The sequence below is a fragment of the Streptomyces corynorhini genome, assembly GCF_003346515.1.
In the GTDB taxonomy this organism is placed as follows: Bacteria; Actinomycetota; Actinomycetes; order Streptomycetales; family Streptomycetaceae; genus Streptomyces; species Streptomyces corynorhini.
In genome coordinates, this window is sequence record NZ_QQNA01000150.1 from 1 (window position 1) to 12,308 (window position 12,308).

13 protein-coding genes are annotated in these 12,308 nt (G+C 74.0%); 7 read left to right on the top strand and 6 right to left on the bottom strand.

Annotated elements, in window-relative coordinates:
- The first annotated feature begins 39 nt into the window (after window positions 1–39).
- Window positions 40–396, top strand: a complete 357-nt coding sequence (locus DVH02_RS19255; protein ID WP_114625065.1) for a hypothetical protein — start codon at window positions 40–42, stop codon at window positions 394–396.
- Here DVH02_RS19255 and DVH02_RS19260 read toward each other — a convergent pair.
- Complete coding sequence (locus tag DVH02_RS19260) at window positions 380–940, bottom strand: TetR/AcrR family transcriptional regulator (protein WP_114625066.1); 561 nt, start codon at window positions 938–940, stop codon at window positions 380–382. The two genes, DVH02_RS19255 and DVH02_RS19260, sit on opposite strands and share 17 nt — an antisense overlap.
- 104 nt (window positions 941–1,044) lie before the next feature.
- Between DVH02_RS19260 and DVH02_RS19265 the strand changes: the two genes are divergently transcribed.
- A complete protein-coding gene (locus DVH02_RS19265) occupies window positions 1,045–1,995 on the top strand; it encodes an NmrA family NAD(P)-binding protein (RefSeq protein ID WP_114625067.1) in 951 nt (316 codons plus the stop codon).
- A 129-nt stretch (window positions 1,996–2,124) separates the two neighbouring features.
- Complete coding sequence (locus tag DVH02_RS19270) at window positions 2,125–2,694, top strand: hypothetical protein (RefSeq protein WP_114625068.1); 570 nt, start codon at window positions 2,125–2,127, stop codon at window positions 2,692–2,694.
- Window positions 2,695–2,811: 117 nt separating this feature from the next.
- Here DVH02_RS19270 and DVH02_RS19275 read toward each other — a convergent pair whose 3' ends face one another.
- From DVH02_RS19275 to DVH02_RS19295, 5 genes are all read right to left on the bottom strand, one after another.
- Window positions 2,812–3,186, bottom strand: coding sequence for a hypothetical protein (locus tag DVH02_RS19275; RefSeq protein WP_114625069.1), 375 nt, complete (start codon window positions 3,184–3,186; stop codon window positions 2,812–2,814).
- A 180-nt stretch (window positions 3,187–3,366) separates the two neighbouring features.
- Entirely contained in the window at window positions 3,367–3,801 is a 435-nt protein-coding gene (locus DVH02_RS19280) for a roadblock/LC7 domain-containing protein (RefSeq protein ID WP_114625076.1), read from the bottom strand.
- Window positions 3,802–3,850: 49 nt separating this feature from the next.
- Window positions 3,851–4,645 (bottom strand): transcriptional regulator, encoded by a 795-nt coding sequence (locus DVH02_RS19285; RefSeq protein ID WP_114625070.1) that lies wholly within the window; start codon window positions 4,643–4,645, stop codon window positions 3,851–3,853.
- The gene (locus tag DVH02_RS19290; protein WP_114625071.1) at window positions 4,642–5,151 is read right to left on the bottom strand and encodes a hypothetical protein; all 510 of its coding nucleotides are present in this window, start codon (window positions 5,149–5,151) and stop codon (window positions 4,642–4,644) included. The genes DVH02_RS19285 and DVH02_RS19290 overlap by 4 nt, the downstream gene beginning before the upstream one ends.
- 139 nt (window positions 5,152–5,290) lie before the next feature.
- Entirely contained in the window at window positions 5,291–6,745 is a 1,455-nt protein-coding gene (locus tag DVH02_RS19295) for a type III PLP-dependent enzyme domain-containing protein (protein ID WP_114625072.1), read from the bottom strand.
- A 132-nt stretch (window positions 6,746–6,877) separates the two neighbouring features.
- On the opposite strand from DVH02_RS19295, the gene hutU reads away from it, so the two are divergent.
- The 4 genes from hutU to DVH02_RS19315 all read left to right on the top strand — a co-directional run.
- Window positions 6,878–8,590 (top strand): urocanate hydratase, encoded by a 1,713-nt coding sequence (gene hutU, locus DVH02_RS19300; protein WP_114625073.1) that lies wholly within the window; start codon window positions 6,878–6,880, stop codon window positions 8,588–8,590.
- A gap of 77 nt (window positions 8,591–8,667) precedes the next feature.
- Window positions 8,668–9,855 carry an allantoate amidohydrolase gene (locus DVH02_RS19305; protein WP_114625077.1) on the top strand — a complete coding sequence of 396 codons (1,188 nt, stop codon included), beginning with the start codon at window positions 8,668–8,670 and terminating at the stop codon, window positions 9,853–9,855.
- Window positions 9,852–11,240: a formimidoylglutamate deiminase gene (locus tag DVH02_RS19310; RefSeq protein WP_114625074.1), complete on the top strand. Its 1,389-nt coding sequence runs from the start codon at window positions 9,852–9,854 to the stop codon at window positions 11,238–11,240. The genes DVH02_RS19305 and DVH02_RS19310 overlap by 4 nt, the downstream gene beginning before the upstream one ends.
- Before the next feature lie 173 nt (window positions 11,241–11,413).
- Window positions 11,414–12,308, top strand: an 895-nt coding sequence (locus DVH02_RS19315) for an amidohydrolase family protein (protein WP_114625075.1), incomplete at its 3' end; no start/stop codon positions are given.

A 12,308-nucleotide genomic window follows, 5' to 3' on the forward strand; every position in this document is an offset into this window, starting at 1 on the left:
ACTGACCCGCAGAATGCAGCGGGTGGTGACCAGCGGGGCATGAATCCCAGCACACACCCGGTCGGCGGACGCTTGACGAAGCGCGCCACCACCCCACTCAACCAGGGCGGCGGCGGCCGGTGTGCGTGGCTCCGTTCCGCACCGGGGGTGTTCGGCCGGGCCCGGGTGGCCGCTCTGGAACTCGTCACGGGCGGGCCGGATGGTGGCGATCGATCCGCGTCCCGCGCCGGAACTCCCGACGCCGACTCCGTCGACCGGGTGCTTGACGGGGTCTCGGACCTCGCGGTGCTGGAACGCCGGGCCGGGGAGCCGGCGGTGATGGTGCCCGAGCGGTCCTCGGGACGGGGCCTGGCCGGGCCCGTACGCGCTGGCGCCCCGCTCACCTCGTCGGGCTGATGCCCGCCACGGCCAGGCCCAGCAGCCGGTCCGCCTCGGACGCCGGGGTCGGGTGGTGCTCGGTGGCCAGGGCGATGCCGGTGATCAGTGTGACCAGATCCGTGGCGGTCACGTCCGGTGCCACGGCGCCCGCCCGGACGGCGCGGTCCACCAGGGGGGCGAGCCCTTCGGTGAGGCTCGTGGCGCAACCGCCCGCGTAATCCGGGTCGGCCGCTCCGCCCGAGGCCATCGCGTCGGCCAGCCCGCGCGCGGAGGCGGCATAGGCGTTCAGGGCGCTCAGCCACTCCAGCAGCGCGGCCCGGGGGTCGTCCGCTCCCGTCAGCTCGTGGGCGCGGACGCGCAGGGCTTCGATCCGCTCCCGGAAGACCGCTTCGAGCAAGGCCGCCCGGGTGGGGAAGTGCCGGCGCACCGTGGCCGAGCCGACGCTCGCCGTGCGCGCGATCTGCTCCAGGGACGCGTCGGCGCCGTGCGCGGCGACCTCGTCCTCGGCCACGGCGAGGATGCGGGCGTAATTGCGCCGGGCGTCCGCGCGCTGGACGGTCATGGCGTCATCTCCGGTTGCTAAGTGGCGGGGTCCTCCGTATCGTACCGAAGAGCTAAGCGGCGGGCCCCGCCGTTTATGTGTTCCGCCCTGTCCTGGGAGTACTCATGTCCGCAGAGCCCGCAGAGCCCACCGATTCCGCAGAGTCCACCGATTCCGCGCCCGTTCTGGTCACCGGCGCCACCGGCAGGCAGGGCGGCGCCACCGCGCGCGCCCTGCTCGCGGCGGGTGTCCCCGTACGGGCCCTGGTCCGTGACCCGGAGAGCGAGCGGGCCAAGGGCGTCGCGGCGCTCGGCGCCGAGCTGGTCACCGGCGACCTCTACCGGCCGGACACCGTACGGCGGGCCGCCGAGGGGGCGCGGGCCGTCTTCTCCGTACAGATGCCGGACATGACCGACCTGGCGGGCGACTCCGAGTGGGTCCAGGGGCGCAACCTGATCGACGCGGCGCGAGAGGCGGGCGTGGCGCAGTTCGTGCACGCCTCCGTCTCCGGCGCCGACCAGCACCGCTCCGCGCCCGGCTGGGCGGAGGGCCGCTGGGCGCCCATGGAGCACTACATGAAGACCAAGAGCGCGCTCCAGGAACGGGTCCGCGAGGCGGGCTTCGCGCACTGGACGCTCATCAAGCCGAGCTTCTTCATGGAGAACTTCCTGCTCCCGTCGCTCCTGTTCCCGAAGGGCATCGAGGGTGGTCTGGTGACGGTCCTGCGGCCCGACACCGAGCTGTCCCTCGTCGCGGTCGCCGACATCGGCGCCGCCGCGGCGGCTGCCTTCGCCGAGCCGGAGCGGTTCCACGGCGTCGAACTGGAGCTTTCGAGCGAGCAGTTGACGATGGCCGGAGCTGTCGAGGTCCTCTCCCGCGCCTGGGGCGTCGAGCTGACCGCCCCGGAGCTGACCGCGGAGGAGGCGGGCGTCGTCGGGATCCCGCAACTGGTCGCCGGGCACGAGTGGCTGAACCAGGTGGGCCAGCCCGCCCGCCCCGCCTACGCGCGGGAGTTGGGGATTCCGCTCACCACCTTCGCCGAGTGGGCCGGGCAACACCTGCGGCCCGGGGCCTGACCCCGGCCGCCCGCCGCCGCGCGGGCCCCGGCCCTCCGCTTCGGGTTCGGCCGAACTCAGGAAACGCTCAGAGAGCGTTGTTATTCTGCGCGCCACACGCAGGCGTGGAACGGCTTGAGGAGGCAGACAGTGGGGCGCGGCGGGCAGTCTCTGGCACGGGTGGCAGTGATCGTACGGGCGGGAGCGGTGCCCTTGTGGTGGCTGGGGCTGCTGGCCGCCGGGATCGGGTTTCTGATCCCCGGGCTGACCGGCCGCCGGATCGGCGGCTACGCCGGGGCCGCGCTGTTCCTCGTGTGCGCCGCGGTGGTCGCTCTCGTACGCCGTCGTCGCTACCGGGCGTGGGCGGACGGTGCCTCGCGGGCCGCGAAGTACGACTACCTCCAGGACCGGGCGGTGACGCTGCGGAACTGGCGGCGGGCGCACCTGTGGTGGCTGCTCGCCGGGTTCCTCGCGGCGGTCGGGACGTCCTTCGCGCTGCCCGTCGCCGGGGGCCTCGTCCTGGCGGGTGCGGGGGCCGGGCTGTGGCTGAAGGCCCTGTGGCTCGGGGCGCGGGAGCGGCGGGACGAGGCGCTGCTGTGGGTACGTACCGACTGGGCCGGGTCCGGGCGGCCCGTCGGCAAGCAGGTCAAGGGGTACCGCACGACGGGGCTCGCGGCCGGTGACGCCGTGGCCGGCGGGGCCCGGCGGCGGGGGCGCTGACCTCGGGCGCCGACCGGGGGCGCTGACCTCGGGCGCATCGGAGCGTACGGGGAGCGGCGCCGGCCCGTTGGCGGTCGGCGCCGCTCCCGTGTGCGTCCGGGGTGGATCCGCCGGGCGTCAGACCTCCAGGTCCGCCTCGATCTTCATGAGCTGGTGGCGGGCCATCGCCAGGTTCGCCCGGGACCTGTCGAGCGCCAGGTAGAGGAACAGCCCGCTGTTTCCGCGGCCCTTGAGCAGCCGGATCAGGTGGTACTGGGCGCCGAGGGTGATGAGGATGTCGTCGATCTCGTCCTTCATGCCGAGCAGTTCCATGGTGCGGACCTTCGCCCGGACCACATCCGTGTTGCCCGCCGCGGCGACCGTCAGGTCGAGATCCTTGCCGCCGCCGATCGTGCCCAGGGCCATGCCGCTGGAGTAGTCGACGAGGGCCGCCCCCAGGGCGCCTTCTATGACGGTGGTGGCTTCCTTGAGAGCGGCTTCGGTGCTTGCCATGAATATCGTGCTTCCTTTCCGTCCGGTGGCGGCGGCCCGGGGTGTTCCGGGCGGCCGGGTGTGATGGGGCGCTGTGCTCTGTGGTGCGGTGCGGTGTGGTGCGGTGTCGGTACGGGGCGCGCGCGGCGCGATGCGCGCGGGTGCGTCCGGGGAGCCCCGGGGGTCCGGGAGGCGCGCAGGTCAGACGTTCTCCAGCCGTTCCAGGGCGCCGTCGACCAGCTCCCCGATACGGGCGCTGGACCTGCGGGCCTCCAGATGGAGTCGGCCCACGTTGGTCCGCGGATCCGCCAGCAGGGTCAGAACGGCGGAGGAGCCCGCCGCGTACGTGGCGACGTAGCCCGACTCCCCCCGGATCAGCAGCTCCCGGAAGCCGCCCTGGCCCGTGGCGTCCGTCAGCCGCAGGGCGACGCCCAGCGCGGCGGCGGTGAGGGCGGCCACGCCCTCGGCCTCCACGTCGGCCGTGTCCTGTGCCAGCACCAGACCGTCGGTACTGGCCGCGAGCGCCCCGCTGAGCTGGGGGAGGCGGGCCCGCAGGCGCCTCAGCTCACCGAGCACGTCGGCTTCTGCCGTCATCAGCTGTCTCCTCTCGGCACGCGCCCGCAACGTGCGCCTCATGACCATGAGGGCGCGGCGCGGTCCGGGTGACGGTGGATGGAGCGGGGGGTCACAGGCTTGCCTCCAAGGCGTCGCGGAGCCGGCGTAACAGGGCGATGTCCGGGTCGCCGGAGACGGACGTGACCCACGCGGGGAGCGTCGGGAGCGAGGCCGCCGCCGGTTCTTCGGGCGTCTCGACGAGACCGGCGGCGGCCAGCCGCCGGATGTCGAGAAGGGTGTGGAAGGCGGGGCGGCCCAGGGCCCAGGCGATGGCCACCGGCGTACGCACACCGTCGGCCAGTTCCAGCAGGACGCGCTGCCTGCGGGTGACGGCCTGGCCGGGCGCGGGCTTCCTGGCGACGACGGGCGCCGTGTCGACGGCCGCGTACGGCCATACGTGGTCGAGGAGTTCGCGTCGGCGTACCGTCTCGCGCTCGACGGAAGAGGCGGACACGGGGCGTACGGGGCCGATCCAGTGCGCCACCCCGTAGCGGAACCGGGTGGGGCCGCTGCCGGGGGAGAGGGCGAAGAAGGCGGCGTCGAAGAGGGCGCCCAGATGGCAGATCTCCAGCTCGCCGTCGTGCAGTCGGCCGCTGTCCACGAGGAATCTGCCGACCTCGCTGCGGGTGCCCGCCCGGTCGACGGCCTCCTCCCAGCCCTCGCGCGGTAATCGGCCGCCTCTGGTGAGCAGGACATCGATGCCGGGGGCGGCGGGGCTCTCGGCGTGCACGACGCGGCCGTCGGTGAGATACAGCGTGCCGTGGTCGCGCAGCAGGGCTCCGGTGGCGCGTTCCCCGGCGAGCCGTACGAGCATCGGGGAGACGGCCGACTGTATGCCGGGCGGGTTGCCGGTTCCGGCGGTCATCCCAGTACCAGCCGTTCGGCGAGCTGCCCCAGGCGGATACGGGCGAGGGCGAGGTTGCCGGTGCGGCGGTCGAGCCAGAGGTGGAGGAAGACGCTGCTGTCGAACGTCGTCTCGACGAAGCTCAATATGTGATACCCGGTGCGGGTGGTGACGATGAGGTCCTCGACGGGCGGGCCCTTGTCCCCGTCGGAGCCGGGCGCCGGGGTGGCAGCCGAGCCGGTCGCCGTGCCGGGCGCGGGTCTTGGGCCGGGTGCGGTCGCCGGGACGGGGCCGTCGGGTCTGGACGCCGGAGCCGGGGTCGGGGGTCTTGCCGGGGGCGCGAAAGCCGAGTACTCAGCGGCGGCTCTGGCCAGTTCGGCCGTCTCGGCGGCGGTGGCCTCGTGGTCGCCGTTGGGCGACTGGCCCGCAGTGCCGAGCGCGAGTCCGCTGGTCCAGTCGACAATGGCCGCCCCGAGCGCTCCTGGCAGGGTCATCGCCTCCTCCAGGCAAGCATCGATTCCGGGCATGCGGATCCCCCTCCCAGCCGGGCGCGCGGGCGCACTGTCGTACGGCGGTAATCAAAAGATTACGCAACGTCCGCGCGCGGGGTGGGCGTTCTGGCATTTTCCAGCGGAACATGCGCAGGACGGGCCGAGAGCTTTCGGTTCAGCCTTCCAGGAGAGCGTCCGGATGCGCCCCGCCCGATTCGGCCACAATCTCCTCGACGCTCTGCGCGGTCCGTACGGTCGCGAAGCGCACCGGTCCCCGCGCGGGCGCGGTGAAGCCGTGGACACCGGGCCTGGCCAGGCTGTTGTAGGAGTAGTGGGTGGCGAAGCAGTACGCGCCGGTGTCGAGGGCCGCGACGAGATCGCCCTGCGCCAGCAGCGGCAGCGGACGGTTCTCGGCCAGCAGGTCGCCCGCGAAACAGGCGGGGCCCGCGATGTCCTGTCCCACGGCGGGGCCGGATTTCGGCGCTCCCGTCGGGTCGTACGTGGTGATGCGCAGCGGCCAGGAGACCGGGTCGTAGACGGTACGGGTGGCGACCTGCACGCCCGCGTGCGTCACGGCGATGGGGCGGGCGCCGGAGGTCTTCGCGTACTCGACGCGGGCCAGGACCGTGCCGTGTTTGGCGAGCAGGGAGCGGCCGAACTCGGTCACCAGGCCGTAGCGCCCGTCCAGCAGCCCGGGGACGGTCCCGCTCAGCAGCCGGGCGTAGTCGGCGTACGTCGGCGTCTGTGTGTCGGAGGCGAAGTTGACGGGGAGCCCGCCGCCGATGTCGAGCGTGTCGACCTGGTGGCGGCCGGCCGCCGCGTTGATCTCCTCGGCCAGCTCGTACACCTCCCGGACGCCCCGGGCCATGAGTTCCAGCGGGACGCCCTGTGAGCCGGAGTGGATGTGCAGCCGGGTCAGCCAGGGGCGGTCGAGGAAGGCCCGCACCGTCCAGGCGCGGGCGCCCTCGTCGCGCAGGGCGACCCCGAACTTGGACGTGGCGGTCGCGGTGGACAGCGCGCCGATGGAGCCGCCGCCGAGCTGCGGATTGACCCGCAGGCCGCACGGCGGGACGGTGGGTGCCGCGGCCGTCAGCGCGTCGAGGCGCGCCAGCTCCTGCGGATTGTCCGCGTTGACCGCGACGCCGAGCGCGAGCGCCTCGCGCAGCTCCGCGACGGTCTTGGCGGGTGCGTCGAGGACGGTGCGCTCCGCCCGTACCCCGGCCGCCCGCGCGAGCGCCAGCTCCCCGGGGCTCGCGACCTCGGCGCCGAGGCCCTCGGCGGCCAGCAGCCGCAGGACGGGCACGAGCGGCGCGGCCTTGACGGCGAAGGCGTGCAGGACGGGGGTGCCGGGCGCGGTGACCCGGTCGAACGCGGCGCGCAGCGCGGCGGCCGAGGCGCGGATCCCCGCCACGTCCAGCAGCGCGACGATCGGCTCGGCCCCGGAGATCAGCCCCTGCTCCACGGCGGCCCGTACGGCCCGGTCGCGGCGCACGGCCGCGTCCGCCCCGGCCCCCGCTCCCGCCGCAGACCCGGCCCCCGCTTTTCCGGCACCCGCCCCGGTGCCCGCTCCGGGCGCTTCGTGCCGGGCGTCGTGGGCCGCTTTCCCGCCGGTGTCTCCAACCGAAGCCATGTCCCCAAGCCAATCATCCACGGGACGGCCACGCAGCTGTTGACTACAAGTATTCATCCGTCCAGGATGTGAATAGTTTGACCAATGGATTGATGGATTGATCAGCGGCTCCACGCCGGAGGAGGCATCGCCATGTCAGGACCCCGCCCCGTACGGGCACCGCGCGGTACGGAACTCAGCGCCCTGGGATGGCAGCAGGAAGCCGCTCTGCGCATGCTCCAGAACAACCTGGACCCCGAGGTCGCCGAACACCCCGACCAGCTCGTCGTCTACGGCGGCACCGGCAAGGCCGCCCGCGACTGGCGCTCCTTCGACGCCATGGTCCGCACCCTGCGCACGCTCAAGCAGGACGAGACGATGCTCGTGCAGTCCGGCCGCCCCGTGGGCGTCATGCAGACCCACGAGTGGGCGCCGCGCGTGCTGCTCGCCAACTCCAACCTGGTCGGCGACTGGGCCAACTGGGAGGAGTTCCGCCGGCTGGAATCCCTCGGGCTCACCATGTACGGCCAGATGACGGCCGGTTCCTGGATCTACATCGGCACCCAGGGCATCCTCCAGGGCACCTACGAGACGTTCGCCGCCGTCGCCGCCAAGCGCTTCGGCGGGACGCTCGCCGGGACCATCACCCTCACCGCCGGACTGGGCGGCATGGGCGGCGCCCAGCCGCTGGCCGTGACCATGAACGACGGCGTCGCGATCTGCGTCGACTGCGACCCGCGCGCCATCGACCGCCGGATCGAGCACCGCTACCTCGATGTGCGGGCCGACAGCCTCGCCCACGCCCTCCAGCTCGCCACCGAGGCCAGGGACGCGCGCCGACCGCTCTCCATCGGGCTGCTGGGCAACGCAGCGGAACTGCTGCCCCGGATGCTCGCCGAGGGCGCGCCCGTCGACATCGTCACCGACCAGACCTCCGCCCACGACCCGCTCGCCTATCTCCCGCTCGGCGTCGACCTCGACGACGTGGCCTCGTACGCCGCCGAGAAGCCCGCCGACTTCACCCGGCGCGCCCGCGAGTCCATGGCCCGGCATGTCGAGGCGATGGTCGGCTTCATGGACGCGGGAGCCGAGGTCTTCGACTACGGCAACTCCATCCGCGGCGAAGCCCAACTGGCCGGATACGAACGCGCCTTCGCCTTCCCCGGCTTCGTCCCCGCCTATATCCGCCCGCTCTTCTGCGAAGGGAAGGGCCCGTTCCGCTGGGCGGCCCTGTCCGGCGAGGCGTCCGACATCCACAAGACGGACAAGGCGATCCTCGACCTCTTCCCCGAGGACGACTCCGCGCAGAACGCGTCCCTGCACCGCTGGATCAAGATGGCGGGCGAACGCGTCCACTTCCAGGGCCTGCCCGCCCGCATCTGCTGGCTCGGCTACGGCGAGCGGGACCGGGCGGGGGCGCGCTTCAACGACATGGTCGCCTCCGGCGAACTCGCCGCCCCGCTGGTCATCGGCCGCGACCACCTCGACTGCGGCTCGGTCGCCTCCCCGTACCGCGAGACCGAGGCCATGCTCGACGGCTCCGACGCCATCGCCGACTGGCCCCTCCTCAACGCCATGGTCAACGTCGCCTCCGGCGCCTCCTGGGTCTCCATCCACCACGGCGGCGGCGTCGGCATGGGCCGCTCGATCCACGCGGGCCAGGTCTCGGTCGCGGACGGCACGGAACTCGCGGGCGAGAAGATCCGCCGCGTCCTCACCAACGACCCCGGTATGGGCGTCATCCGCCACGTCGACGCGGGCTACGACCTCGCGGAGTCGGTCGCGGACGCACGCGACGTCCGCGTCCCGATGCGCGAGCACGCCGACACGGCCACCGCCACCCCGGCCGAGGGCGGCGCCGCGTGACCTCCCGCGCGCCGCACGGCACCGCACCCGAGACGGAGCACGGCACACCCCCGGCCCCTCCCGCCTCCTTCCTGGAGATGTGGCGGGAGCTGAAGCCCCTCGGCCGCGCCGCCGAGAGCGGCGGCTACCGCCGCTACGCCTGGACGGCCGCCGACACCGACTGCCGCGCCTGGTTCCGCGCCCAGGCCGAGTCGCGCGGGCTGGCCTACGAGACCGACCGCAACGGCAACCAGTGGGCCTGGCTCGGCGACCCGCTCGCCGGTGACGCCGTCGTGACCGGCTCGCACCTGGACTCCGTACCCGACGGCGGCGCCTTCGACGGGCCGCTCGGGGTCGTCTCCGCCTTCGCCGCCCTCGACGAACTGCGCGGACGCGGCGCGCGGTTCGGCAAGCCGCTCGCCCTCACCAACTTCGGCGACGAGGAGGGCGCCCGCTTCGGCCTCGCCTGCGTCGGCTCCCGGCTCGCGGCGGGACAGCTCACCCCGGACCGGGCCCACGCCCTGCGCGACGGCGATGGCGTCACGCTGCCGCAGGCCATGGAGGCCGCCGGGCACGACCCGTCCGCCATCGGCGCCGACCCCGAACGGCTGGCACGCATCGGCGCGTTCGTCGAACTCCACGTCGAGCAGGGCCGCGCCCTCGACCTGTCCGGCGACCCCGTCGGCATCGCCTCGGCGATCTGGCCGCACGGCCGCTGGCGGTTCGACTTCCACGGCGAGGCCAACCACGCGGGCACCACCCGCCTCGCCGACCGCCGCGACCCGATGCTCAGCTACGCCGAGACCGTCCTCGCCGCCCGCCGCGAGGCCGAACTCGCCGGGGCGCTCGCCACCTTCGGCAAGGTCTCCGTCGAGCCCAACGGCGTCAACGCCATCCCCTCCCTCGTCCGCGGCTGGCTGGACTCCCGCGCCGCCGACCAGCCCGCCCTGGACACCGTCGTCGCCGGGATCGAGCGGGCCGCCCGGGAGAGCGCGGACCGGGCCGGCATCGATCTGCGGGTGGTACGGGAATCCTTCAGCCCCGTCGTCGAATTCCAGCACGCCCTGCGGGACGAACTCGGCAGGATCCTCGGAGCGCCGCCCGTCCTGGGGACCGGCGCGGGACACGACGCGGGGATCCTGTCCGCCTCCGTCCCGACCGCCATGCTGTTCGTACGCAATCCGACCGGCGTCTCGCACTCCCCGGCCGAGTCCGCCACCGAGGACGACTGCGTGGCCGGAATCCTGGCGCTCGCCGACGTACTGGAAGGACTCGCGTGCTCATGACGACCCCACCCCGGCCGCCCGCCCCGCACGCCACCCGCACCTACTGGCTGGAGCACGCCTGGCTCACCGCCGCCGGAACGCGGGCCGCTCCGCGCGTCGAATCCGGAGTGCTCGTCACCGTCGCCGACGGCCGCGTCACCGACGTCGGCACCGGCGCGGCCACCCCGCCGCCCGGGGCCACCGCCCTGCGCGGGCTCACCCTCCCCGGCCTGGCCAACGCCCACTCGCACGCCTTCCACCGCGCCCTGCGCTCCTCCGTCCAGGCAGGCTCCGGCACCTTCTGGACCTGGCGCGAGGTCATGTACGGCGTCGCGGACCGGCTCACCCCCGACTCGTACCACGCGCTCGCCCGCGCCGTGTACGCCGAGATGGCGCTGGCCGGCATCACCGCCGTCGGCGAGTTCCACTACGTGCACCACGGGCCAGGCGGCACCCCCTACGCCGACCCGAACGCCATGGGGGAGGCCCTGATCGAGGCCGCCGCCGAGGCCGGGATCCGGATCACCCTCCTCGACACCGCCTATCTCTCCTCCGGCTTCGGCGCCGCGCCCGACCGCCACCAGCTCCGCTTCTCCGACTCCACGGCGGACGCCTGGGCCGCACGCTGTTCAGTTGTCAAGGATCGCGACCACGCCAGGATCGGCGCGGCCATCCACTCCGTACGGGCCGTCCCCGCGGGGCAGCTGGGCACGGTCGCGCGCTGGGCCCAGGAGCGGCGGGCCCCGCTCCACGTGCATCTTTCCGAGCAGACCGCCGAGAACGACGCCTGCCAGGCCGCCCATGGCCGCACACCGACCCGGCTCCTCGCCGACCACGGAGTCCTCGGCCCCGGCACGACCGCCGTCCACAGCACCCATCTCACCGACGAGGACATCGCCCTGCTCGGCTCCACCCGCACCGGCACCTGCATGTGCCCCACCACCGAGCGCGACCTCGCCGACGGCATCGGACCGGCCGCCCGCCTCCAGCGCGCGGGCTCCCCGCTGTCCCTCGGCAGCGACAGCCACGCCGTGATCGACATCCTCGAAGAAGCGCGCGCGATGGAGCTGGACGAGCGCCTGCGCACCAGGACCCGGGGCCACTGGACCGCCGCCGCGCTGCTGCGCGCCGCCACCGCCGACGGGCACGCCGCCCTCGGCTGGCACGAGGCGGGCCGGATCGAGCCGGGCGCGCTCGCGGACCTCACCACCATCGCCCTGGACTCGGTCAGAACAGCCGGACCCGAGCCACGGCTCGGCGCGGAGACCGCCGTATTCGCCGCCTCCGCAGCTGATGTACGCCACACGGTCGTGGGCGGCCGGCACCTCGTACGGGACGGGGTCCACAGCCTGGTCCCCGATGTCCCCGCCGCACTCGCCGCGGCCGTCGCCGCCCTGCGCGACTGAACGCGCCGAACCCCACGCCCGCGCCGAACCCCACGCCCGCGCCGAACCTCACGCCCGCGCCGAAGCCGCCGAAGCCGCCAAAACCGCCGACGCCGCCGCCGCTCGGACGACCGGCCGCGCCACCGCCTCCGCGGCCCCCCGCGCCACCGCCCCCGGACAGGAGCATCCCCGCGATGACGACCACAGCCCTCACCAACATCGCCAGCCTGGTCACCAACGACCCCTCCCTCGGTGACGGAACCCCCATCGGTCTGATCCAGAACGCGGCCGTCGTCATCGACGGCGACCGCATCGCCTGGGTCGGTGAATCAAGCAAAGCACCCGCCACTGACAACGCCCTCGACGCGGGCGGCCGGGCCGCCGTCCCCGGCTTCGTCGACTCCCACTCCCACCTCGTCTTCGCGGGCGACCGCACCCAGGAGTTCAACGCCCGGATGTCCGGCCGCGCCTACTCCGCCGGCGGCATCCGCACCACCGTCGCCGCGACCCGCGCCGCGACCGACGCCGAACTGGGCGCCAACGTCGCCCGCTACCTCGCGGAGGCCCTGCGCCAGGGCACCACCACTCAGGAGACCAAGTCGGGGTACGGCCTGACCGTCCACGACGAGGCCCGCGCCCTGCGCATCGCCCGCGAACAGACCGAGGAGACCACCTACCTCGGCGCTCACATCGTCCCGCCCGACCCCGCCTACGCCACCGACCCCGCCGCCTACGTCGCCCTCGTCACCGGCGAGATGCTCGACGCCTGCGCGCCGCACGCCCGCTGGATCGACGTCTTCTGCGAACAGGGCGCCTTCGACGGCGACCAGGCCCGCGCGATCCTCACCGCGGGCCGCGCCAAGGGCCTGCACCCGCGCGTCCACGCCAACCAGCTGTCGTACGGCCCCGGCGTCCAGCTCGCCGTCGAACTCGACGCGGCCTCCGCCGACCACTGCACCCACCTCACCGACGCCGACGTCGACGCGCTCGCCCACGGCGGCACCGTCGCCACGCTGTTGCCCGGCGCCGAGTTCTCCACCCGGGCCGCCTGGCCCGACGCCCGCAGGCTGCTCGACGCGGGCGCGACCG